The organism is Streptomyces bottropensis ATCC 25435 (assembly GCF_000383595.1).
Classification (GTDB): domain Bacteria; phylum Actinomycetota; class Actinomycetes; order Streptomycetales; family Streptomycetaceae; genus Streptomyces; species Streptomyces bottropensis.
Map to the genome: position 1 here is coordinate 6896643 of NZ_KB911581.1, position 23658 is coordinate 6920300.

Below are 23658 nucleotides of genomic sequence, written 5' to 3' on the forward strand. Positions count from 1 at the left end.
CACGTGGTCGACGCCGCCGGCTTCTCAGATCTTCTGTTCGGAGTTCCGGCCCGGTGTCGAGATCTTAAGATGCAAGGTGACCAAGTAGCGGTAGTGCCCGAGGTCGGCGATGGGATTCTCGGTGGACCGTTCAACCGGCTCGATCTGCGTAACCGCAGGATCGGCCAGCTTGAGACTCGCCTTTTCGGACGCGGAACGCCCCGCCATGAGAGGATTTTGACGCGTCTGACTACTCAGATGACCGGACGGGTTTCCCTCGAAATTCGCGGTCCAGCACGCCGTGGTCCGCAATTCGACCTCGGCTGGGTCGACGGACAGACTGCTTACGGGGCCTGGGTAGCCAGCCCCGAACCGCTGAGCGGTGAAGGACTAGATCGGCTGGAGGAGGCCGCCCGGCACATTAGCCGGTCGGCCCGCTCCATCCCTTCGCAGAGTCAGTTTCAGCCACTAATGGTGCTGGAGAACTCTGTGGACCTTGGTTCCGGACTGCAGAAGACTGCTAAATCGGTCGGTGTTTTCGTCAGCAGAATACAGGAGCTTCCCGGTAGGAACTGAAAGTGTCATCCACATAACCGGGTACGCGCCACGTCCACATGATTCCCCTGAGCGGTACATTAACCCCCCCCAAGGCACTCTCCTCCCGCATCTACCCTCAAGGCACTCCAGGGCCGTATGCGCAGGTTCGAGGCCTGCCGGGGCCCACGTAAGAGGTGCCCAAAGCCCGTTATTGGCGATTTCGCTGTGGACAGGGTCTTCGTGTATGGGCAAACAAATGCCGGCGCAGGCAACCATCTGCCCACGAGTGGAAGCCGGCGGCGCTCCGGCGCCGCCCGGGAGCGATCGATGTCGGCCCTTGCCGACCCCGACTCCATGATGCTCTTTCTCGCACGCTACAGGACGCGGCGCACGGTTCCTTTCGAGGGCAGTGAGCGGTGATGGGCAGATCTGTTTCAGGGGCAACCCTCAGGTCGGCGTCCCTGCGGTGGAACACTTCTGCCCGTCGTTGCCGGAGCGGCCTACGCGGGGGCCAACTCGCACCAAACGACCTTCCCTCGACTGCCGCCTCTCGCCAGCGGCTGCCATCCCCACAGGTCGGCGCACGCCCGGACCAACCCCAAACCCCGCCCTTCCTCCGCCTCGGCCATCTGCTCCAGCGGCACGGGGGGCTCCGGCGGCTCGGGATTGGCATCCCACGCTCCGATGCGCAGCACGCCCGCGGACCAGCGCACACGCAGCGCGGCCGGGCCTTTGCCGTGTCGTACGGCGTTCGAGACCAGCTCTGTCGCGAGGAGCTCGGCGGTGTCAACCAGGCAGATCAGGCCGTGCATGGTGAGGATGAGGCGGAGGGTGCGGCGGCTGATGGTGACGGCGCGTAGGTCGTTGGGGATATAGAGGCAGTACTCCCAGGGTTCGTTCACGTTTTCGGGCATGGTCAGCTCCGGTCGGGTGGGGAGAATTGCGGGGGCGGGCGGTGGCATCGCCGCAGCCGTCGCGGCAGGACGGAGCGGTGCGCTTCCATAGTGTGTTCGCTGCATCACTTACGGTAGGCATAACATGTCATACGGAGCAAGTCGGCTGCGCAATCCGCCCCCAAACGAGTCACGCCAGCAGGCGTGTTGACCGAGGAGCAATCGATGGTCCTGAGGCGCGAACCCACGGCACGTCAGATGCGCCTGGCGATGGAACTGCGTCGACTCCGCGACGCGGCAGGGCTCTCCGCTCGCGAGGCAGGAGAGCTGATCGGAGCGAGTCGCGTCCAGATCAGCCACATCGAGGCGGGCCTCGCAGGCCTGAGCGAGCAGCGACTACGCTGCCTCGCGGCCCACTATGCGTGTAAGGACGGCAAGTTCATCGACGCCCTGGCCGCCCTAGCCACCGATCGGACACGCGGCTGGTGGGAGGAGTACCGGGGGCTACTCCCTACCTCGTTTCTGGACCTGTCCGAGTTGGAGTACCACGCTGCCTTCCGATGGGACGTGGACTTCCTGCACGTCCCGGGCTTGCTCCAGACCGAGGACTACGCTCGGGCGCTCTTCTCCCGCCGCGTTCCCGAACTACCTCGAGAAGACGTCGAGTTGCGCGTCCTCCATCGAATGCAACGGCATGTCATTCTGAAGCAGGCGAAGCCGGTCCCGTACGAGGTGCTGGTGCACGAAGCAGCATTGCGGATCAGGGTAGGCGGCCGCGCCACCTCACGTGCTCAGCTGGACCGCGTCCTGGAAATCTCCACGGCAGACCACGTGACCGTGCGCGTCATCCCCTTCGAACTGGACGACTTCGCCGACGTCACAGCTGCCATGGTGTACGCGGGTGGCCCCCTCCCAAAGCTGGACACCGTGGTACGCGACGGCCCGCACGGCGTGCTCTTCATCGACTCCGAAGCACAGCTCGGCGTCTTTCGAACGCTTTTCCGTAGAGTTGAGGGAGCGTCACTCGATCCCGCTCGGTCGCGTGACCTCATCCACAGGTTGGCCAAGGAACTGTGAGGCACTCGTGACCACCCTCGACAACTGGCAGAAGTCATCCCACTCCGGCAGCGGCGACGGCAACGCCTGCGTGGAAATCACAAACCGTCACACCCACATAGCCATCCGCGACTCAAAGGCCCCAGCCGGTGCAGTCCTCTCTTTCCCGACCGGCGCCTTCACCACTTTCATCGAGGCCCTGAAACTCACTCCGCTGCGACGGACTTCGCCAGTTTCCGAGGCTGATCCACCTCGTTCATCCCAAGCGCGGAGTGCCCGCGTTGCAGGTTGTGGAAGATCTCAAGCTACTCGAACAGCGTGGTGGAGAGCTCCAGCCGGGTTTGCCAGCGCCAGCTGTTGAGGAGCGTTATCACCCGCAGATGATGAGAGTCCGTGAGCCTGCCGCAGGCGGTCCGGACCCCTTCGCCGACACCGAACCGGATCACGCCGCTGAACGCCCAAATGCTCGGGACCGCAACGGCTCCGAGCCTGGACAGGTAGGAGCTGTCGGGGAAACGCTCCAGAACTGGCAGCCTGAGTGGGAGACTTGGGGCCTAACGACCTAAGGAGTTCAAGGTATGACAACAGGCGCCCACGACGGACCGGTTCCGGCAGAAGACGGACGTGGGCAGCGAGTCCTCGACCTCCTGGACAAGGCAATCGACAGTCAGAGCGTACTTGTGCGCAAGAACATCGCCCGGGCCCGCCAGCGGAACCCGGAGGCGACACCCGCACAGGTAATCCGCAATCTGGAGCGGATGTACGTCAGCGCCTTGACCGGGACGGGTGCCGCGGTTGGAGGAGTTGCAGCCGCGCCCGGCGTCGGCACGGGAGTCGCACTGGCACTGTCGGCAGGCGAGACTCTCTCGTCTCTTGAACTGAGCGCCCTCTTCGCGCTCTCGCTCGCCGAAGTCCACGGAGTCCCCATCGACGAGGTCGAGCGCCGCCGGACGATCGTCATGGGAATCATGCTCGGCGGGAGCGGCTCCGCCACCATCACCAAGGTCGCCGAGCGTACGGGGCAACACTGGGGACGTCAGATTGTCGCCAAGGTGCCAGTCGAGACGTTGCGTCAGATCAACAAGGTCTTGGGGAAGAACTTCATCACGAAGTTCGGGACCAAGCAGGGCATCATCGTTCTCGGTCGAGTGGCACCGTTCGGTATCGGCGCTGTGATCGGTGGTGGCGCCAACGCTGCCCTCGCCACTCTGGCGGTGAGGGCCGGTCGTCGCGCCTTTGGCCCACCCCCGACATCGTGGCCATGGCTGACGCCCAGCGCACCGCCGAAGTCCGAGAACTCGCCTGACTGACCCTCGGCGCAACCAAGGGGGTGCTTGTGGGCGGCGGAGGGTTCAACCGCACGTGTGTGAAGTGCCGCAACTCCATCGAGGTCGACCAGGACGGCCGCGTGGTCGCCCATGACAGGCTGGTGAGCCGTTTCCCCTGCCATGCCTCCGGTCAGCTCGCCGCACTCGTGTCGGTCGAGTGGGGGCCCGGACCTCGACGTAGCCGGCGGATTGCGAGTGGGGGCGAAGGACGCAGGCGTGACCGACGGAAGAAGACCGAGTACCTCAAGCCCCCTGAGTGGCTGCCGAATTATCGGGGCGAGCACCTGCCGACAATCGGCTTGCCCGCCAACGGGTGGTTCAGTGTCTGGTTCCCTGCTCACACGATGTGGGAGCACGAACGGAAACTCTCTGGCTGGGTCGGAAGCGATCGATCGCTCCGGTGGGACGGCCGCGAGGAGTGTTGGACGGTTGCCAGCGCTCACTTCCCTCGCATAAGCCGGGAGTTGCTCCGCAGGTACCCGAGCGTCCTCATCGGCCGTGAGTACAACCCGCGTGAAAGGTGCAACTCGTCCTGCCAGAACGCCCAGGGCTTCCTGTGTACCTGCTCCTGCCGTGCCAAGTACCACGGCCGTGGCAAATGGCGAAGCGGGTGGAGGACCCTCGGCGAGTTCAGCGGTCGGCGCGGGGGGAGGCCGTGGCACTGGACGGCCGTTGCCGTTGCCGGCTGATCGCCTCGGCACCCGCTCGCGGAGTAGGCCTGCCCAGGGCCGAGCCCCGCGCCCCGCTCCTGCCGCCGGAGCCCGTGCACCGCCCTGCGCAGCCATCTGGACGGGACGGGGCGTGGCTCTCGGCCATCAGACAGCGACCACGTGCACGTCCGTCGGCGCGAGGACCGTCAGGTAGGCGTGGATGTCCCCCGGGTCGGTGGTGAAGATGACCGCGCTGCCATGTCGGGCCGCTGCCAGCGCCACCCAGGCGTCCACCGCGTCCGGCCGCTTCTTCGTCGGCAGGGCCGCCTGCCCCAGAGCGGTGCCGATGCGCCGCCAGTCCGCGAGGTCCGGGCCCGTCGCACAGGCCAGACACTCCGGCCGGCCCGCCTTCGTCTCACGCATGGACGGCTCGGACGTACGGGCCTGAGGGACCACGCAGTCCTTCAGGACGCCGGACAGGGCATGCACCAGCGCCGGCTGGGGGCGCCACACCTGGGCGAGGACCGGGCCGAGCACCAGCACCCGGTGCGGGACCGCGCGCAGTCCCTCGTGGAGAGCCACCGCCTTCGCCTTACGGTCGGCGAGTGCGATGAGCATGCCCGTGTCGTAGACCGGCACCCGTGCGCTCACGCGGCATGTCCCGGACGGCGACCCTGCCGGTCCCGGCCGTGGACGAGGCCCAGGGCCTCCTCGACCTCGCGGCGTTCCTGCTCCGTCAGTTCCGCGGCCGGTTCCGGGACGGGTTCGGCGGGCAGTCCGTCCGCTGCCCGCTCCGCGCGGGCGATGAGTGCGTCCACCTCGGCGAACTGTTCCTCTATGGCATCACTCTCGGCCATCTGGCGCGTTGCGGCATGCACCAGGTAGGCCGAGACGTCCAGGCCCGCCCGCTCCGCGTGCTGCCTGATGCGTTCGGCCTGGTCCTGTTCCAAGCTGATGGTGATGCGCGTCTTTGCCACGAAGGCATCGTAATACGCGTATGACGACAGTGCGAGTGTGGTCACGGAGGGCAGCCGGGACGCATCCCCCTTCCGGGCGCCCCCTTCCGTCCGCCCCCCCGTTATGTTCTTCGCGGTCCTGCAACGGGACCGCTGGCCTCCGGGCCCGGTATGACTGTGTCCCCTCTGTCGAAGGCATGACCTGGGGGGTGGTGTCGCCGGGTCCGTGGGGTGCCGTCGGAGACGCTGATGAGAGACCCGGCCACCGCCCGGTCCGGCGCAAGGCCGGGCACAGACGTGGGCGGCAGGTCTGCATAACGTGGATGCGCGAGCACGGTGCCACCGCCATGGCCGGCGCGGTCAACGGCCTGGAAAGGATGCGATGTTCGACATCGAAGGCGTGGGCGTCTTCCTCGGGATGGACGTCGGCAAGACCGCTCACCACGGCCACGGGCTCACTCCGGCCGGGAAGAAGGTCTTCGACAAGCCGATGCCCAACAGTGAACCCAGGCTGCGGGCCGTCTTCGACAAGCTCAAGGCCAAGTTCGGCACCGTCCTGGTGATCGTGGACCAGCCCGCCTCGATCGGGGCTCTGCCGCTGACCGTCGCCCGCGACGCCGGCTGCGAGGTCGCCTATCTGCCCGGACTCGCGATGCGACGGATCGCCGACCTCTATCCGGGTGAGGCGAAAACCGACGCGAAGGACGCGGCAGTGATCGCCGATGCGGCCCGGACGATGCCTCACACGCTGCGCTCGCTGGAGCTGACCGACGAGATCACCGCCGAACTCACGGTGCTGACCGGCTTCGACCAGGACCTCGCGGCCGAGGCCACCCGCACCAGCAACCGGATACGCGGCCTGCTCACACAGTTCCACCCCAGCCTCGAGCGCGTGCTCGGGCCCCGGCTCGACCACCCAGCTGTCACCTGGCTCCTCGAGCGCTACGGATCCCCGGCAGCTCTGCGGAAAGCCGGCCGCCGCAGACTCGCCGAACTCATCCGGCCCAAGGCCCCGCGCATGGCCGCGCGGCTGATCGACGACGTCTTCGACGCCCTCGACGAACAGAGTGTCGTGGTCCCGGGAACCGGCACCCTCGACATCGTGATCCCGTCCCTGGCCGCCTCGCTTGCCGCGGTCCACGACCAGCGCCGGGCACTGGAAGCCCAGATCAGCAGCCTGCTGGAGGCCCACCCTCTTCACTCGGTCCTGACCTCGATACCGGGCGTCGGAGTCAGGACCGCCGCCATCCTGCTGGTCACCGTCGGAGACGGGAGCGCCTTTCCCAGTGCCGCCCACCTCGCCTCTTACGCCGGCCTCGCCCCGACGACGAAGTCGTCGGGGACCTCAATCCACGGCGAACACGCGCCCAGAGGCGGCAACCGGCAGCTCAAACGCGCGATGTTCCTCTCCGCCTTCGCCTGCATGAACGCCGACCCAGCCTCCCGCACCTACTACGACCGGCAAAGAGCACGCGGAAAGACCCACACCCAAGCCCTCCTCCGACTCGCCCGCCAACGCATCAGCGTCCTGTTCGCCATGCTCCGCGACGGCACCTTCTACGAGTCCAGAACACCCGCCATCGCCCTCGCCGCATGACCACCCCAAACACCCACACACCAGGCACCACGTCCTTGACGAAGGACATAGAGACACCCCCCCCCGCATACCGGCGTCCGCCACCCGCCCCGCACAGAGGACCTGGGGTCCGACGGCGATCCGTCACTATGTCGGGGCGCCGAGGCTCTGATCACCCGCTTCGACCGGCATCACCGAGCATCACCGATGCATCAGCTGCTTGCGGCAGCGGAGGCGGACATCACCCGGGCGCGCCTCGTCGTGCTCGCCGTACGCCCCCTACCCGGCGGTACGACCTCGGCCATCTCCAGTCGTTCCATGCCACGATCTTCGGTGACATCTATCCCTGGGCAGGCGAGTTGCGCACCGTCAACATCGCCAAGCGCACACCGTTCTGTCCGGCGAGAAGCCTGGTGCCCTACGCCGGAGAGGTCTTCGGCCGACTCGCCTCCTCCGGTCACCTACGAGATCTCCCCCGGCGGGAATTCGTCATCCAACTGGCCACGTTGTACGGCGACCTGAACGTCCTCCATCCACACTGTCGGTACCGGCTCAGGCGGCCGAGTAGACCGGTTCGGCCTTGGGGCGGCCATGGCGTCCCCTGCAATCCCGGCAGAGCGCGCGCGGGTCATGCGAGCGGAACGCGCGTTCACAGCCGTCGCAGGTGACGAGCGGTACCACTGGAAGTGGAGCCGTCACCGTCGTCGTCACAGGAGGCCCCGCCGGTAACGGCGGTGGAAGAAGCGTGGTCAGGCGGTAATCGAGAAGGCTCGCCGGGTAGCGGATGGGGTCGGCCTCGGACGGGAGGCCCGCGGTGAGCGTGCGGGTGATCTGATCCGGCGTCGCGGCACGGGCGAGCCAGGTCTCCACGGCGGGCACGAGCCGCTGAACATCTCGTTCGGACAGCAACAGCCGGGAGTCGGCGAGCCGCAGGCGTGCGAGCAGGTCGGCGGCCGGTCCGTCGGGCACCGTAACCGGTTCTGGGACAGCGCGCCTCATGCGTACGGAAGCCGGTGGCGAGTCAGGCCGTGAGCCCTCCGCCCGGCCCTGAACAGCCACCGGCTCCGAAGCAGGACGAGGCTCGGGCTCGTCCCCGGCGGCAGGGGACGGGACAGGGGCGGCGGCCTCCCAGCCGCTGCCCCGCACTGAGGCTCGTACGACCGCCGTCGGATGATCGAGGAAGTACGTACGCGTGGCGATACGGCCGCCCCCGAGCGGCACCCGGCGGCGAACGAGATACCCGGCCGCCTCCAGCTCCCGCAACGCCCGGCCGATCGTCACCTCGCCCTCCTTGAAGCGCAGGGCCAACGCCTTGATGGTGACCGAGGCGCCATCGGGAAGGGACTGGATGTGGACGCCGATGCCGATCGCCGTGGCGGAGAGGCGGGGGTGCTGTGCGAGATGGTTGCCGACGACCGTGTAGCGCTCGGTGTGGCGGTGCCGTACGTGGAGGACTCCGGCGCGGGGCGCGTCCGGCGGGAGTTCCGGAGGCGCGGGCGGCGAGTGCTCGGGCGACGGGTACGCGGGCAGGGCCGCGTTAGACTGCGGATCAGCCATCGGGAAGCTCACATCTTCCTGGTTGGTCAGGCCCTCGCCGGGATTGCAGTCCCGCCGGGGGCCGTTCTCTGTTTGCGGTTGTGTGCGGCGACCGTACCCCACCCGCCCGACCGCCCGGCGCTTCCATCACTCGAACGAGTGGCGCCCCAACTCGCGGGCGAACAGGGCGGGTTTGGTGGGGTTGGTAGTTTCCCCAAGGGCTTTGAAGAACATCGCGCACCACCGGGTCGCGGGAGTCCGCGCCCCGGTGCCGACCTGCACAGTCGTCGTCCCGAGCAGGCGGACAGCAATGGGGGGGGCGGCAAGTGAAGAACGTGAGGTTCTCAGTCGTCGCGGCGGTCGCGTTGCTTCTCGCCACTGGCTGCTCGGCTCGGACGAGCGTCGGAGGCGACGGGGGGTGATCTCTGTCCGCCCCCCGTCGCCTCCGACGTATTCCGATAACAGTCCCGTGGCTGCGGCTCTCTGGTGTGCAACGCGGCATGGCCCACGTAACACACCTTTGGCTAGAACTGCGTTGCTGCTGCAATGGTCGACTGATACAGATGAAGCCCTGCTGTCAGTGGCGTGTGTGACGCTGAGATGCGACCGGGGCAAGGCATCAGCCGGGGGATTCACGGGGGTTGGTATGACGGGGTGGGACATCTCGCCTGCCGGGGTGGGGGCGGTGATCTCGACGGTGCGGGAGGCCGCCGAGGGCATGAACAAGGGCATCACGCTGTACGGCGGTGCCGTGCAAGGCGCGATGGAGTCGGCGGGCACGCTGTCGTTCGGCGGTGAGGGCGCGACGAAGACGGATGGCCAGGCGTCGGGTCTGGTGGCGGTCGCGCTGGGCGAGTTCGTCACCGGTACGGAGCGGGACGTGGTGTTCCTGCCGCTGCGCGCGAGCAATTCGGCGAACGGCGCGGTTGAGGCTACGAACGCGTATGGGGCGGGGGAGCTGGAGCAGGCGTGGAACGCCCAGCGTCAGGCGACCCTGGCGCCGGATGTGACGGCGTTCCTGGAGGAGGCGCGCAAGCGGGCGTACGAGGCGCGGACGCCGACGAACAGCGGTGGTCAGCCGTGATCAGCCCCGAGAAGATACCCAGCTTCACCGGTGATCTGGTCGACCTGCAGCAGCAGATCGCCGCGATGCGCCGGGCGGCGAGGGCGATCCGGGAGCACGGCGGTGACGTGCACACCCGTTTCCAGAACCTGTCGTCGTCGTACAAGGCCCCGGAGGCGGGCCAGCTGTTCGCGACGACTCAGGCGGTGGAGTCGAGGTCGTCCTCGTTCGCGGACGACCTGGAGACGGTGGCCACCGCGCTGACCGACTACGTGGTCGAAGTAGCCGGGATCGTGCGGCAGTTGGAGGCGCTGCGCGGTCAGGCGCGGGTGTTCGTGGCGTCGGTGCAGGGCGAGGACGGCCTGCTTCAGAACTGGCAGAAGGACCAGGACAAGGTCGACCAGCACCAGGCCATCTGGGACGCGGTGAACGCGGCGGTCGCGGCCTTCCAGCAGGCCGAGGTGACCTGCGCCGACAAGATCACCTCCCTGGTCGACGGCACCCAGTGGCACATCAACGACGGCAGCCCCAAGCAGGACAACGCCTACGGCTTCAGCGCCGACCAGCTTTCCGCCGCGGACAAACTGCCCTGGGGCACGCCGGCCCACCACGAAGCACTCCCCTTCGGTATCGACTACCACCTGGAGCAGTTCGGGATCAGCCTGAAGGACAACGTGGTCGGCGCCTTCGAGGGCGTGGTCAACCTCTTCAGCTCCGGCGAGGAGGGCGACGCCACCCGCGAGGGCCTGCTCCGGGTGATCGTCGGCGCGGAATCGTATCTGCTAGACCCCCACGGCGACCGGAAGCCGACCTTCGGGCCGTGGCAGGAACAGTTCATGGACGAGAGCCGGCCGTACGCGAAGGAGTTCGCCAAGGGGCTGGTCGGCTGGGACGACTGGGCGGACAACCCGGGCAAGGCCGCAGGCACCCTCGTCTTCAACGGCCTCACCCTGGGCGCCGGCCCTCTCGGTGCCACTGCCAAGGGCCTCTCCGCCGCGGGCAAGGGCGGGGCCGGGGCCCGCGTGGCCGGTACTCTCGCCACGGTCGGTGAGGTGCTGGACCCGATCGGTGCCGCAGCCAAGACGGTCTCCACGACCGCCCGCGTCCTGCCCACCATCCGTGAACTGACCACCGGCATCCGCACGGCCACGGACGCGGCAGCCGCCGCGGACGCCACCCACAGCGTCCTGCGCCTTTCCGACGGCTCCGAAGTCCGCATATCCGACGGCCAGTTCATCCCCGGCAGGAACGGCGTCCCGGACACCACCCCCGCCCGGCCTGAGCCCCCGGCGGCCCAGCGCCCGCCGTCGGTTGAGCTTCCCCGCGACCGCGAGTTGGTCGGCGCAGGCCCCCGTACGAACGAGGCCACCGCCCACGCGGGCGAGAACCAGTCGCCACGGGCCGGTCCCGAGGCCACACCCGACAGCCGCGTCGGCGGGGACAGTCATCAGTCGTCAGCACGTGAGGCGTCGGAGAGTGGCACCGGAGCCACGCGGGGATCTGGTTCTGGCCACTCCGCTGAAGGCGCTCACGGTTCGTCGGACGGCCCGCACCATGGCGGCCAGGGGTCCGGCTCGGGCGCGGCGTCTCCTGATGGAAGCCCGGCTGATCCTCCGTCCGGCGATGATGGCGTGCGCGCCGACGGCGACCCGACAGTGCCTGGCGAGGAGCCGCAGTCACCCGGCGGCGCTTCGGACGAGCCCCCCGGGATCGATCCCGCGAAATATGCGAAGAACATCGATGACGTCGCGCAGACCCATACGGGCCGTATGGAGCCGGAGCAAGAGGCCGGAGTCGTTGCGGAACTCGAGCGGGCCAGGATGGACGCACGCGATCAGGCGGGCGTGCTCCGTTCCCTGCGCAAGGACCCGTACGGAGCAGGTGTCGCCGAGATGATCTCGCGCGGGCATCTGCGAGAGGTGGAGGGCTACGACAAACTCCTCGACATGTGCAAGAAGGGACCCTCCAAGGGCGACCCGAAAGGCATGATTCCCGCCGCCTACATGGCCATGCGGCTTGCGGACGACTTGCAGGCCCAAGGCGTCGGCCGGGTGGGCGTGGAGCTCGATACGGCCACGTTCGACCTTGATGTCTACACACGGCACCCTGACGGTTCGATCGACTACGGCTACCAACTCAAAGACGTCGACAGGATCGACGGCATCAAGAGCGCCGCCAAAAAGGCTGCCGGACAACTGGCACACGAAGGGGTGAGTCACCGGGTAGCTATCCTGGACGTACATCAACCGATGGGAAGCCTCACCCCCAAGATGTTCAATGAGGCCGAGTTTCACGCCCGAAGGGCAGGGGGGACATTCCTCCTGCGCTTCACGGACGGATCCATCACCGTCCCACCGAACGGACCCACATTCCCGTAAGGAACAATCATGTCGACATTGATGCGTGCACCGCGGGAATGCGGTTCCTGGTTCTGGGATCTCGACGAGGTCGCCGCACCGGGACTGGAATCGGCTCTGACGACGGCAGCGCGGATGAGTGAGGTACTCGTACGCCTTGAGCTTCTCACCCCTGCCAAGATTGAGTACGGCTGGTACGTCCTGGACCTCGGCTCCACCGGTGTCACGAGCAGTCTGGAACTCACGACGCCGTTGGGAGACTCCAGCCTGGCGGGACGGCTGCTCGGTAGCCGTCCCGCGGCCTTTCCCACCGCGGAGATCGATGACCTGCACGTCATCGGCACAGGGACATGGATCGACGAGGCAGGGAAGGCCCGCCAAGAGCCGCGACTGATTGATCTGTCGGTCTCTCCAGGGCCCACCGGCCTCTCAGCCGAGCTGTCCGTGCATCATGACATCTGGGGCTGGTACGACTTTTCCGGCCGCCCGCATCCCGACGTCTACCGGCACAACGCTCCCCGGCTCGCGACCGCACTGAAGGAACTCTCCAGCCTGCTCGGAGTTTCCCCTGAACCCGGCGAGCCGACTTATTTCGGCAGTGCCACGCCCGAAGGGCTGGCGACGCCGGAAGCATATGAGGACGGAATGGGGCCCGACTTGACCAGCAGACTTTGAATTTTCGGCACAGGGGTGGGCTGACAGTGGGCTGACTTTCCCACGATGCGGGGTTCCCGATCGAAGCCGAATCGGAGTACCTGCCCGAGCATCTACCGCAAGGAAGCTGGATACACGAGTTCGAGACGTGATCTCGTCCTCCACCATCACGTCCGAGACCGCTCAAATCTCCGCTGACATAGGAATTTCGTGACACAGGATGTCATAGCCCTCACTCCAAAGATGCCGGATACCCACACTCTGCTCGCCGGGTTGTACGCCGGCGGGCCCGATCTGCGGGTGGACAGCCTGTCCGAGGGCGCCGCCGTCCAGTTGTGCACACCCGACGGGGGCCGTGCGGTGACCGTTGAGGTCCCGATCTTCCTTCAAGTCCCAGGTGAGATCAGCCGGTTGTTCGGTCCCGATGTACCGGCTGACGCGCCCGTGTGGTGGACCGAGGTGCGGGCGACCACCGCCATCGAGGAGGCCGGCCGTCTGGCCGGATCGGTGGCAGGGCGCCTGACCACAGTGCTGGGCGGCACCACGTGGCCCCCGGAGGCCGCGCACGTCGAGGTCGTCGCCATTCCCGGCGCGGACAACGAGGGCTCCGCTCCGTTTTCCGACGCCGGTACTTCGCTCGCCGCCGATGTCCTGACCGATCGGGCAGCCGTGGTCTTCCAGGACCGTCCCGTCGTCGCGGCGACAACCTGGCTCACCGACCTCGCGCAGACCGCAGCCGGGTCGGGGCGTGAACTGCAGATCGTCACCACGGCTGGCACCCGGCTCACCCTGCCTGTCCATTCCCTGCTCACCAGTCTCCCTGTCCGTTGGGTCGTCCGCGATCCTGCGGGTGCCTTCTACGACGCGCTCACCGGCGCCGTAGTCCACTGGCAGGGAGGCCTCTTCACGCCGGTACGGAAGGCGGACGGTGGCCCCCAGACGGCGGAAGCCTTCAACTCCCCCACCGGAGCCGCCCCGGAGGGCGAGCGGCAGATGTTGCTCTCCATCCGCACGGCTCACCCCGCAACGGGGGATCTACTGCTGGGCGGTGCGCTTGAGGCGGCGTGGGAAGCCCTCACCGGCGCCCCGCCCGCCGGTTGGTCCACCTCCGAGCCCGTCAACCTGCCCTGGTCACGCCGCCAGTTGACGGAGCTGGCGCGTACCCGCGCCCGGAAGTCGGCCCCCACATGGCTGATCGCCGTGGGCGCCCCCGACCGACCGGCCATCGCCACCCTCCGTATCGTCCGCACCCCGGCAGGGGTCGAGGAGCACATCACCCTCGCCCTCGGACACACCGCTGACCAGCCCCCACCTCTGGCCGCTCTCCCCGCACTCGCCGAGACCCTGGCCACCCGTCACAACCTGGCCTCGATGCTCACCCACCTGCGCTCCGCCAGAGCCGACCTGACGACCCCACCCCACCGCGAAGAGCTCCCGATCCCGGTCTCCTTCACCCTCGGCCCGGACGCCGTACGAGCCGTCGGCCACGAGCTCGCCGAATCCGCTCCGCGGACGCGCCCCGCCCGCCTCGGCCCGGCGGCACGACCGGCCCTGCATTACGCCTTGGGCGACGGCAGCGACGCCGTGGCCTGGCACCACCTCAAGCAACTCAACGACCATCTGCAGACCGCGCGATGAGCATCTGGTCGGACCACCCGGCACACTTCACCGGCTGCCTCTTCAAACGGGTGGCGCCCGCCGCCTGAAGGAACGTGTCGAGGTCCGGCCCGAGCTGCCGCCCCAGGGATCAGAATTTAGAGCATCGGTCGGGGGTGGTTACCGTTCAGAGGCCTCGCGCACCCATTCGCTCCAGAGACTTTCTCGGGACTTTCAGCTCTGTCCGAAGGACTTTTTGCCGCCCAGCGCGGCAAGCTTCTGAAAGATCAGAAAGGGCCTCCGACGCAGGTCAGAAACCCTTTCCCAGGCAAAGCTGCAGATGGCGGCAGACGAGTCGGGCTATACGCCGGGTTCTGTCGCCGGTCGACCTCGCGGTCGGCCGGGAGACGGCCATCCATCTAGGGCCGGCGTTGCCGCCGGCCTCGTGCGGTCTACCCGCGGACTCGGGCGGGCAGCCCTCGAACGTCCGCGCAGGGTCGCCCTTCTTGCGAAGAGGCGGCCCCTCTTGACCTTGCTCCGGGTGGGGTTTACCTAGCTGCCCAGGTCACCCTGGGCACTGGTGGTCTCTTACACCACCGTTTCACCCTTACCGAGGACCGAGGTCCCCGGCGGTCTGTTTTCTGTGGCACTGTCCCGCGGGTCACCCCGGGTGGCCGTTAGCCATCACCCTGCCCTGTGGAGCCCGGACGTTCCTCGGGAAGACCCCCGTCAAGGGGACTCCACGCGGCCGTCCGCCCGGCTCGTCTGCCGTGTCGACCATGCTACCCGGCGGCCGCCCGTCCTCTGTCCCGTCGGTGCCGTCGACGCCGTCGCCAGGAACGAGCCCGCCAGGATCAGGGCGAAGGACGCCAGGATGCCGGGGGTCAGCCGCTCGTCCAGGAAGATGGCGCCCGCCGCCACCGCCACCGCCGGGTTGACGTACGTGAAGACCGTCGCCCGGGTCGGGCCCACCTCTCGGATCAGTTCCAGGAACGCCACGAAGGCCAGGGCCGTGCAGATCACGCCCAGGGCCGCGAGGGACACCAGGGCTGGGGTCGAGGGGAGGGTGGACGGGCGGGTGAGGGCCGCGGCGGGGGCGTAGACCACCGCCGCCAGGAGCAGGACCGGGGCTATCAGCTGGAGGGTGGGGACCTTGCTGAGGTGGCGGGCCATGATCAGCGGGGCCGTCGCATAGCCGATCACCGTGATCAGGACCTCGGTGAGGGAGAGGATGTTGCCTCCGGTGAGGTGCGGGACGGTGAGGACCCCTACGCCTCCCAGACCCAGGGCCAGGCCCGTCATACGGCGGGCGCCCAGCCGTTCCGTGTCGCCGAAGAAGCGGGCCAGCAGCACGGCCACGATGGGGACGCCCGCGATCAGCAGGCCGGCCGTGGAGCTGGAGAGGTGGCGTTCGGCGTCGGTCAGGGTCCACCAGGGGCCGATGACCTCGATCACGGCGAAGGCGAGCATCGGGCGCCAGTGCTGCGCGACCACCCGGATCAGCCCTCCCTGGCGGATCGCGAAGGGGAGCAGGAGGGCCGCGCCCAGGGCACAGCGTACGAAGACGACCATGGACGGCGACACCTCGTCCACAGCCACTTTGATCATCAGGTAGGGGATGCCCCAGAGGACTCCCATCAGGGAGAACAACGCCCAGCCGCGTGCAGTCATGGGACGATTTTCGCCAGTTCAGCGGTGTACGTCTTGAACGCTGTTGCGGTACACCGCCGGCGTCACCCCGAGCACCTTCCTGAACCAGCGCGTCATATGGGCCTGGTCCGCGAAGCCCACCTGCCCGGCCACCTCCGCGGGGCGGCCGCCGGACTCCAGGAGGGTCCGCGCCCGGCTCACCCGGTGCTGGGCCAGCCAGGCGTACGGGGGCATGCCCATCGTCGTGCGGAAGGCTCGGAGGAGTTGGTAGCGGGAGAGGCCCAGGTCCGTGGCGAGGTCGGCGAGGGAGGGTGGGGCGAGGAGTTCGTCGGCCAGGCGGTCCCGTACGGCCAGGGCGATGCCGCTCGCGCCGGGGATCACGTCGGGGGCTGCGCGGGACGTCGAGTGGCGGCGGGCCAGCGCCGTGAGCAGCCAGGGGAGGCGGGACTCGGCCTCCAGCGGGTCGGGGCCGGTGCTCAGCTCGGTGTGGGCGGTGCGCAGGGCGGCGGAGAGTTCGGGGTCGTGGAGGAGGGGGTCGCGGAAGTGCGGGGTGCCGCCGAGGATGCCGTCGGTGAGGAGGGCGGGAGCCGGGTAGAGGGCACGGTAGGCGTAGGTGCCGTAGGCCGACTCGCCGGTGTGGACCTCGCCGGGGGCCAGGACGACGATCGAGCCCTCCCCCACCCTGAGGCCACCGCCCCGGTAGTCGATGCACGAGGCGCCGAGGACGCAGATCCCGATGCTGAATTCCTCGTGCGTGTGCGGGGCGTAGCGGTGGCGGTCGAAGCGGGCGGTGAGGAGGTCGAGGGGGCGGTCGGGGCGGCCGAGGGTGGCCCGGGTCCACCGGGTCTGTCCGTGTCTTTCCTGTCCGCCGCCGCCCACCTCGCGCACCCCTTTCCAAGGCTGTAAGGGGTGCAACACCTGGGAGTCCGGCTTTCATACCGCAGCCGCACGCCCCCGGTACTCAGAGGAAGTCCGCCGTGTCCAGGTCGAAGGCGAACGGGGCGGGGAGGTCGAGCGGCTTGCCGAAGGCACGCGTGCAGTGGTCGCGGTAGTCGTCCTTCTCCGGGCTACTGAAGAGTGTGACCTGGGATGTGTCACGGTCGGCCAGCAGGTAGAGGGGGATGCCGCTGCGGGCATAGCAACGGCGCTTGGCCTCACGGTCGGCCTTGGGCTTGGTGGATGTCACCTCCACCACCATGGCGACACCGTCGCAGGGCATCCAGGATCCGGCGCTCCCAAAGAGATCGAGCTCGATGGGAGCGAGAGTGGCGTCCGGGATCACGTAGTTCTTGGGGCAAGCCTCCCCGCGCCTCAGGATCAGCCCTTTGTTCCCGGAGAAGTCCATGTCTGTCCGAGATCGCTTGATCACTTGCCTCACGATCCGGCTGATGTACTTCTCGTGCTCCCCGTCCGGCGGCGGCGTCACAACGATCTCCCCCTCGATCAGCTCCGCCCGGAAACCCTCCGGAGTGTCCAGGGCGAGAAACCACTCCAGCAGGACGTCTTCCTGCGTGAGCGGCTCGTGGGCCATGGCAGTCATGTCACGCCCCTCCTTCTTCGGTCGCTCGCCGGACTGGGACATCGGCTGATCACCTGGCCGTGAGATCGGGAACCGTTCCCTCGATCGTGGCACATGATCCCGGTCACCGTCAGTCGCCGGGCCCGGTCGAGAACGGGTGCTTGACCCTGCCGCAGCGTCAACGTTTCTACTGGTCGTATGCGGATCGGAGAGCTGGCCGCGGCCGTCGGTGTCACGACGCGGGCCGTGCGGCACTATCACCATCTCGGGCTGTTGCCGGAGCCGGAGCGGCGGGCCAACGGGTATCGGGACTACACGTTGCGGCATGCGGTCGTGCTGGCGCGGATCAGGCGGCTGACGGAGCTGGGGCTCGGGCTCGCCGAGGTACGGGACGTGCTCGCGGACGATGCGGGGCGTGAACTCGTCGAGGTGCTCGGGGAGTTGGACGAGGATCTGGCGCGGCAGGAGGAGGGGATCCGGGAGCGGCGGGAGCGGCTGCAGGTCCTGATCGAGGACGCGCGGGCCGGGCGGCTGCCGGCCGAGGGGCCCGTTTCGCCCGAACTCGCCGCGCTCTTCGGGAGGTTCGGGCCCCTGCCGCAGTCGCCGATGGCCGCCAAGGACCGGGAGGTCTTCGCGCTGCTGGAGGCCACCGCGACGCCGGAGGTCCGCGCCGAGATGGTCGCCTCGCTGGAGCGCATGATGGCCGCCCCCGGCGCGGTGGAGCGGGCGCACGAGGCGTACGCGCTGCTCGACGCGCTCGCCGACGCCGAGCCCGGCGACCCCCGCGTGGCGGAGGCGGCTCACGTGCTCGCCGGCCTCGTCCCGCCCGAGATGGTCCCGCCGGACACCGACACCGGTGAGGGCGGCGGCCACGGCAGCTTTCTGCGTGCCTTCTACGCCGACTTCGCCCCGGCCCAGGCGGAGGCCATCCGTCGCACGCTCCAGCTTCTGCGGGAGGACCGTCCATGAGGATCACGAGGACAGCGACGGGTATGACGGGTATGAGGAGCGCCTACCGGGTCGGGCGCACCCTCGTGCGGCATGAACTCCTGCTGCTGGGCAGCCTGTTGCGCTGGATGGCGCGGCGGCCGCACGGGGTCGGGGACGGTGGGCGGGCCTTCGGGTATGCGCGCGGGCAGGGGGCCATGATGTTCGGGTTCGGCTTCGTGTGTGCCGTCGAGACCGTGGCCATGGCCGTCCTCCTGCACGACTATCCGCTCGTGCACACAGCTTTCCTCGTCCTCGACCTCTACACGATCCTCATCGTCGTCGGGCTTCACGCGGCCTCCGTGACCCGCCCCCACGTCCTCACCGGCACGACCCTGCGCCTGCGCCGCTTCGCCACCGTGGATCTGCGCGTGCCGCTCGACGCAGTGGCCTCGGTACGTCGTGAGCTGCGTACGACGCACGAGAAGCGGGACGGTGAGTTGAACCTGGAGGTGGGTTCGCAAACCACCGTCACTGTCGAACTGGCCTCATCTGTCACGCACTTGACCTTCTTCGGGCGTCCCAGAGAAGTGCGTCTGGTGCGTTTCCACGCCGACGAGTCCGATCAACTTGTGTGTCTGGTGAGGGAGTTCACGCCGGAACGAAACGCACCTTCGCCACTCCCGGCTCGGCCTGCGTGAGCCGTACCCGCAGCCGCTCCCCCAGCGGCAGCCGGCCGCCGGGGGTGGCCGCGACGCGGCCGATGACCGCCGGGTTCTCCAACTGGACGCTACCGACGTCCGGTTGATCCTCCTCCACCTCCACCACGCACCCCTCGAAGACCTCCCCCACCCGGTCCCTGAGCAGCGCCGCCTCGACGATGTCCACGCACTCACGCTCCACGCGTCCGGCCCTCCGGGTGCCCTCGGTCATCTCGTCGGGGAGGGTGTCGAAGGCCGCCAGGACCCAGTCGGGGGTCGGGGTGCCGGCTGCCGCCGCGAGGCAGATCTCCGAGGCGTAGCGGTCCACCAGGCGGCGGAGGGGCGCCGTGCAGTGGGCGTAGGGGGCGGCTACGGCGGAGTGCGTGGTGATGCCGGGGAGGCGGCCGTCGCGGAAGGGGGTGTAGTGCGCGCCGCGGAGCAGGGTCGTGCACTCCAGGAGGAAGGCGGCGTGGCGGGGGTCGTGCGGATCGAGGGAGCGGACGAGCTGCGCGTACGAGACGTGGTGCGGCCAGTCGATGTGCAGGGCCTTGGCGGTACGGCGGAGGCGGCCGACCGCGCCGTCCGGTGCGGCGGGGAGGGTGCGGAGTACGCCGGTGCCTGCGGCGAGCATCAGTTCGGCCGCGGCCATGCCGGTGAGGAGGGAGATCTTGGCGTTCCAGCCTTCGGCGGGGAGGGGGGTGCGGTAGGTCAGCTCGTAGGTCGCGTCGACGAGGCCGCGGTCACCACTGCCTCCGCCGTCGCCGTCGCCGTCGCCGTCGCCCGAGGCCGTGTGCTCGGTGATCTCCTGCTCGGGGATGTTGAGGGAGATACCGCCGCGTTCGACCTCCAGGCGCTCGCGCAGGTGCCCGATCTCCTTCAGCAGGTCGAGGGGTTCCTCGGCGGTACCCGCGTCGATCTCCTGCTGTACGCCGGCGTAGTTCAGCTTGGCGCGGCTGCGTACGAGGGCCCGGCGGACGTCGACCCTCTCGGTGCGGCCGTCCGCGTCGAGGTCCAGTGTCCACAGGACCGCCGGGCAGGTGTGGCCCGGGAGCAGGCTCGCCGCGCCCTCGGAGAGGCGGGCGGGGTGGAGGGAGACCTTGCCGTCGGGGAAGTAGAGGGTCGTCACCCGGCGGTGGGCCTCGGCGTCGAGGGCGCCGCCGGGGGTGACGAATGCGGCGACGTCGGCGATGGCGTAGCGGACGCGGTATCCGCCGCGGCCCCCGTCGGCCGGCCGTCGCGACAGGTGCATCGCCTGGTCGAGGTCGGTCGAGGTGGGCGGGTCGATGGTGAAGAGGGGGAGGTCCGTGGCGTCGTACGACGGCAGGCGCGGTGACTTCGCGGACTGCTCCGCCTCGACGAGGACCTGGAGCGGGAAGGCGTCGGGCACGCCGAGTTCCCCGCGCAGGGCGCGCAGGGCCGCCCGGAGGGGAGCCTCGGCGGCGCCCTTGACGCGGAGATGGCGGCGGGGCATGGGTCGAGCGTAGGGCCGGGTGGGCGGGACGGCACCCTGTCGGGGGCCGGCGGACGGCCCTGGGATCGTGGCCACCTGTGCGGGGCGCGGCTCCCCCCGGGCGCGGGGCGCTCCGGTCGGCACCCGTACGCTGTCGCGGAGCCCGAACCCCCGGAGAGCCCCCGAGAACACCCCGAGAGCCCCCGGGAATCCCCGAGAACAAGGAGCCCCCGTGCTCGTCCTGCTGCCCCCCTCCGAAGGCAAGGCCCCCTCCGCGGGTGGCGCTCCGCTGAAGCTGGAGGGGCTTTCGCTGCCGGCGCTCAACGGGGCGCGGGAGGCGGTGATCGGGGAGCTGGTGGACTTGTGTGCCGGGGACGAGGACAAGGCGCGTGAGGTGCTCGGGCTGAGCGAGGGACTGCGTGGGGAGGTCGCCAAGAACGCGGAGCTGCTGACGGCGGGCACGCGGCCGGCCGGGCAGGTCTACACGGGGGTGCTGTACGACGCCCTCGACCTCGCCACCCTGGAGACCGCCGCGAAGCAGCGTGCGGCGCGTTCGCTGCTGGTCTTCTCAGGGCTGTGGGGCGCCGTCCGCGTGACGGACCGCATCCCCTCGTACCGTTGCTCGATGGGCGTGAAACTGCCCGGCCTCGGCGCGCTCGGCACGCACTGGCGTACGCCGATGGCCTCGGCGCTGCCCGAGGCCGCCGGCGGTGGACTCGTCCTCGACCTGCGGTCCTCGGCGTACACGGCAGCGTGGAAACCGAAGGGCGAGGTGGCCGGCCGGACCGCGACCGTACGGGTGCTGCACGCGCCCACCCGGAAGGTCGTCAGCCACTTCAACAAGGCGACCAAGGGCCGCATCGTACGGAGCCTGCTGTCGGCGGGGATCGCGCCCAAGGGCCCGGCGGAGCTGGTGGAGGCGTTGCGGGACCTCGGGTACGTGGTGGAGGTGGAGCGTCCGGCGGGGGCCGGGAAGGCGTGGACGTTGGATGTGCTGGTGGACGAGGTCCACTGATCACCCTTTCCCGTTTCCGTCTCATTGCAGCATGCGCAACACGCGTTGTGCATGCTGTTCACCCCGGGCAGGATGACGGCATGTCCTCACCCCCGCCGCCGTCTCCGTCTGCGCCCTCGCCTCCGTTCCCGTCCCCGTCCCCGCGCGACTCCGTCCTCGGCCTGGCGCCCGTCCTGCCCGTGGTCGTCGTCGACGACCCCGCCGACGCCGTGCCGCTCGCGCGTGCGCTGGTCGCGGGCGGGTTGCCGACGATCGAGGTGACCCTGCGGACGCCGGGCGCGCTGGACGCCGTACGGGCCATGTCGGCGGAGGTTCCGGGGGCGGTGGTCGGCGTGGGTACCGTCATCACGCCCGCGCAGGTGGCCGAGTCCGTCGCGGCGGGCGGGCGCTTCCTGGTCAGCCCGGGGTGGACGGACATGCTGCTGCGGGCGATGCGGGCGTCCGGGGTGCCGTTCCTGCCGGGGGTGTCGACCGCGTCGGAGGTCGTGGCGCTCCTGGAACGCGGGGTGCGGGAGATGAAGTTCTTCCCGGCCGAGGCGGCGGGCGGTACGACGTATCTGAAGTCGCTCGCCGGGCCGCTGCCGCAGGCGCGCTTCTGTCCGACCGGCGGAATCGGGCCGGGCAACGCCCCGGACTACCTCACCCTCCCCAACGTCGGTTGTGTGGGCGGTACTTGGATGCTGCCGCCCGATGCCGTGGCCGCGCGGGACTGGGCGCGGATCGAGCGGCTGGCGCGGGACGCTGCGGGCCTCGCTGACCGCCGTTCAGCGCAGGTGTGACGTGTCGTTGAGGAGGCGGAGCGTGGCGTTGCCGTCGGCGTAGTAGGCCAGGGCCGACAGGGAGGCCGCCGAGAGTTCCATGCGGAACAGGGACTCCGGGGGCGCGCCGAGGGCCAGGCGGACGAGGGTCTTGATCGGCGTGACATGGCTGACGAGCAGGACCGTACGGCCCCGGTGCGCCGCGACCAGCTCGTCGCGGGTGGCGGCCACGCGGTGTGCGACGGCTTCGAAGCTCTCGCCGCCGCCGGTGGGTTCGGCGTCCGGGGAGGTCAGCCAGGCGTTCATGTCGTCCGGGTAGCGCTCCCGCACCTCACCGAAGCTCAGCCCCTCCCACGCGCCGAAGTCCGTCTCCCGCAGCCCGTCCTCGACCGTCACGCCGAGCCCGAGCCGGGCCGCGACGATCCCCGCCGTCTCGCGGCAGCGGGCGAGCGGCGAGGACACCACCTCCTGGACCGTCCCGCGGGCGGCCAATGCGGCGGCGACCCGCTCCGCCTGGTACCGGCCGACGTCGGAGAGAGACGGGTCCGAACCCCCGCTCCCGGAGAACCGCTTCTGGGGGGTGAGGGGCGTCTCGCCGTGCCGCAGCAGGACGAAGGTGGCGGGAGTGCCGAGATCGGGGGCGGCCGACGCCACGTTCCTGGCGGCGCGGAGGTCGGCGGCTGTTCTGTCGGCGTCGGGACCGGTGGCCGTTCCGGCGGCGCGCGGATCGGCGGCCGTTCCCGCGGCCCGGGGATCGGTGGCCGTTGCGGCGGCCCGGGGATCGGTGGCCGTTCCCGCGGCCCGGGGATCGGTGGCCGTTCCCGCGGCCCGGGAACCGGCGGCCGTCCCCGCGGCCCGGGGCCCGTCCGTGCGTGCCGCGGTCGTGGCCCCCGCGAGCGCCGCACGGGCCTTCGCCGCGCCGGCCGTCGCGTTCCCCGGCGGTCCCGAGGGCTCGGGCACGGCGGTGGCGGTGCGCGTCGCGCGGGTGTCCAGGTCCGCGGTGGACGCGGCGGGCGACCACTGCTCGCCGCGCTTGCCCGCGTCCATCGCCTCGTTGGCCAGCCGGTCGGCGTGCTTGTTCTGCTCCCGCGGCATCCACTCGTACGTCACGCGGCCGGGCGGGAAGACCCGCGCGGCCTCGGCGGCCAGCGGCTTCATGTCGGGGTGCTTGATCTTCCAGCGGCCCGACAGCTGCTCGACGACGAGCTTGGAGTCCATGCGGACCCGGACGGACGCCTCCGGGTCCAGCTCGTACGCCGCCTTCAGACCCGCGATGAGCCCGCGGTACTCGGCGACGTTGTTCGTGGCGACGCCGATGTACTCGGCGGTCTCCACCAACGTCTCGCCCGTCACCGCGTCGAGGACCACGGAACCGTAGCCCGCGGGCCCCGGGTTGCCCCGGGAACCGCCGTCGGCCTCGACGATGAACTCCCGCACGCCGACAGCCCCTCGCCGCC

General features: G+C 69.5%; 21 protein-coding genes, 1 other RNA gene and 1 pseudogene. 12 read left to right on the forward strand and 11 right to left on the reverse strand.

What is annotated here, in order from left to right:
* Positions 1–24: 24 nt before the first annotated feature.
* The gene (locus STRBO_RS0130665; protein WP_005478572.1) at positions 25–207 is read right to left on the reverse strand and encodes a hypothetical protein; all 183 of its coding nucleotides are present in this window, start codon (positions 205–207) and stop codon (positions 25–27) included.
* Between the two features lie 809 nt (positions 208–1016).
* Positions 1017–1430: an ATP-binding protein gene (locus STRBO_RS0130675; RefSeq protein ID WP_020115322.1), complete on the reverse strand. Its 414-nt coding sequence runs from the start codon at positions 1428–1430 to the stop codon at positions 1017–1019.
* Between the two features lie 204 nt (positions 1431–1634).
* On the opposite strand from STRBO_RS0130675, the gene STRBO_RS0130680 reads away from it, so the two are divergent.
* From STRBO_RS0130680 to STRBO_RS0130690, 3 genes are all read left to right on the forward strand, one after another.
* Positions 1635–2486, forward strand: coding sequence for a helix-turn-helix domain-containing protein (locus STRBO_RS0130680; protein ID WP_028796932.1), 852 nt, complete (start codon positions 1635–1637; stop codon positions 2484–2486).
* A gap of 7 nt (positions 2487–2493) precedes the next feature.
* The gene (locus STRBO_RS45735; RefSeq protein WP_078531421.1) at positions 2494–2826 is read left to right on the forward strand and encodes a DUF397 domain-containing protein; all 333 of its coding nucleotides are present in this window, start codon (positions 2494–2496) and stop codon (positions 2824–2826) included.
* A 217-nt stretch (positions 2827–3043) separates the two neighbouring features.
* Positions 3044–3775 (forward strand): hypothetical protein, encoded by a 732-nt coding sequence (locus tag STRBO_RS0130690; protein ID WP_005478576.1) that lies wholly within the window; start codon positions 3044–3046, stop codon positions 3773–3775.
* A gap of 833 nt (positions 3776–4608) precedes the next feature.
* Here STRBO_RS0130690 and STRBO_RS45560 read toward each other — a convergent pair.
* On the reverse strand, positions 4609–5094 hold the full coding sequence (locus tag STRBO_RS45560) for a hypothetical protein (RefSeq protein ID WP_020665635.1): 486 nt from the start codon (positions 5092–5094) through the stop codon (positions 4609–4611).
* Complete coding sequence (locus tag STRBO_RS0130700; protein ID WP_245170629.1) at positions 5091–5420, reverse strand: plasmid mobilization protein; 330 nt, start codon at positions 5418–5420, stop codon at positions 5091–5093. The genes STRBO_RS45560 and STRBO_RS0130700 overlap by 4 nt, the downstream gene beginning before the upstream one ends.
* Before the next feature lie 361 nt (positions 5421–5781).
* On the opposite strand from STRBO_RS0130700, the gene STRBO_RS0130705 reads away from it, so the two are divergent.
* A complete protein-coding gene (locus tag STRBO_RS0130705; protein ID WP_005478582.1) occupies positions 5782–6996 on the forward strand; it encodes an IS110 family RNA-guided transposase in 1215 nt (404 codons plus the stop codon).
* Between the two features lie 531 nt (positions 6997–7527).
* Here the strand turns inward: STRBO_RS0130705 and STRBO_RS0130710 are convergent.
* Complete coding sequence (locus STRBO_RS0130710; RefSeq protein ID WP_005478583.1) at positions 7528–8532, reverse strand: helix-turn-helix domain-containing protein; 1005 nt, start codon at positions 8530–8532, stop codon at positions 7528–7530.
* 625 nt (positions 8533–9157) lie between these two features.
* Here STRBO_RS0130710 and STRBO_RS0130720 point away from each other — a divergent pair.
* From STRBO_RS0130720 to STRBO_RS0130735, 4 genes are all read left to right on the forward strand, one after another.
* Positions 9158–9595 (forward strand): DUF6507 family protein, encoded by a 438-nt coding sequence (locus tag STRBO_RS0130720; RefSeq protein WP_020115325.1) that lies wholly within the window; start codon positions 9158–9160, stop codon positions 9593–9595.
* The gene (locus STRBO_RS0130725; protein WP_005478586.1) at positions 9592–11952 is read left to right on the forward strand and encodes a hypothetical protein; all 2361 of its coding nucleotides are present in this window, start codon (positions 9592–9594) and stop codon (positions 11950–11952) included. Before STRBO_RS0130720 ends, STRBO_RS0130725 begins: the two co-directional genes overlap by 4 nt.
* Positions 11953–11961: 9 nt before the next feature.
* Positions 11962–12606, forward strand: a complete 645-nt coding sequence (locus tag STRBO_RS0130730; RefSeq protein WP_005478587.1) for a hypothetical protein — start codon at positions 11962–11964, stop codon at positions 12604–12606.
* A gap of 222 nt (positions 12607–12828) precedes the next feature.
* Positions 12829–14223: a DUF6177 family protein gene (locus STRBO_RS0130735; protein ID WP_005478588.1), complete on the forward strand. Its 1395-nt coding sequence runs from the start codon at positions 12829–12831 to the stop codon at positions 14221–14223.
* Positions 14224–14528: 305 nt separating this feature from the next.
* Here STRBO_RS0130735 and rnpB read toward each other — a convergent pair.
* From rnpB to STRBO_RS0130750, 4 genes and pseudogenes are all read right to left on the reverse strand, one after another.
* Positions 14529–14945, reverse strand: an RNA gene (gene rnpB / locus STRBO_RS41020) — RNase P RNA component class A.
* A 127-nt stretch (positions 14946–15072) separates the two neighbouring features.
* Positions 15073–15852, reverse strand: a pseudogene (locus tag STRBO_RS46105) (DMT family transporter); the annotation flags it as partial.
* Between the two features lie 18 nt (positions 15853–15870).
* On the reverse strand, positions 15871–16719 hold the full coding sequence (locus tag STRBO_RS0130745; protein ID WP_005478596.1) for a helix-turn-helix domain-containing protein: 849 nt from the start codon (positions 16717–16719) through the stop codon (positions 15871–15873).
* A 73-nt stretch (positions 16720–16792) separates the two neighbouring features.
* The gene (locus STRBO_RS0130750; protein WP_020115327.1) at positions 16793–17371 is read right to left on the reverse strand and encodes a Uma2 family endonuclease; all 579 of its coding nucleotides are present in this window, start codon (positions 17369–17371) and stop codon (positions 16793–16795) included.
* Positions 17372–17548: 177 nt separating this feature from the next.
* Between STRBO_RS0130750 and STRBO_RS0130755 the strand changes: the two genes are divergently transcribed.
* Both STRBO_RS0130755 and STRBO_RS0130760 read left to right on the forward strand, forming a co-directional pair.
* Positions 17549–18319, forward strand: coding sequence for a MerR family transcriptional regulator (locus STRBO_RS0130755; protein WP_005478600.1), 771 nt, complete (start codon positions 17549–17551; stop codon positions 18317–18319).
* A 23-nt stretch (positions 18320–18342) separates the two neighbouring features.
* Positions 18343–18978, forward strand: coding sequence for a hypothetical protein (locus STRBO_RS0130760; RefSeq protein ID WP_020665636.1), 636 nt, complete (start codon positions 18343–18345; stop codon positions 18976–18978).
* Here the strand turns inward: STRBO_RS0130760 and STRBO_RS0130765 are convergent.
* A complete protein-coding gene (locus tag STRBO_RS0130765) occupies positions 18929–20449 on the reverse strand; it encodes an RNB domain-containing ribonuclease (RefSeq protein ID WP_005478604.1) in 1521 nt (506 codons plus the stop codon). The two genes, STRBO_RS0130760 and STRBO_RS0130765, sit on opposite strands and share 50 nt — an antisense overlap.
* 211 nt (positions 20450–20660) lie before the next feature.
* Between STRBO_RS0130765 and yaaA the strand changes: the two genes are divergently transcribed.
* Positions 20661–21443, forward strand: a complete 783-nt coding sequence (yaaA, locus tag STRBO_RS0130770; RefSeq protein WP_005478607.1) for a peroxide stress protein YaaA — start codon at positions 20661–20663, stop codon at positions 21441–21443.
* Between the two features lie 80 nt (positions 21444–21523).
* Positions 21524–22222, forward strand: a complete 699-nt coding sequence (eda, locus tag STRBO_RS0130775) for a bifunctional 4-hydroxy-2-oxoglutarate aldolase/2-dehydro-3-deoxy-phosphogluconate aldolase (protein WP_005478609.1) — start codon at positions 21524–21526, stop codon at positions 22220–22222.
* Here eda and STRBO_RS0130780 read toward each other — a convergent pair.
* On the reverse strand, positions 22208–23638 hold the full coding sequence (locus STRBO_RS0130780) for a bifunctional RNase H/acid phosphatase (RefSeq protein ID WP_005478610.1): 1431 nt from the start codon (positions 23636–23638) through the stop codon (positions 22208–22210). The genes eda and STRBO_RS0130780 overlap by 15 nt on opposite strands.
* Between the last annotated feature and the right edge of the window lie 20 nt (positions 23639–23658).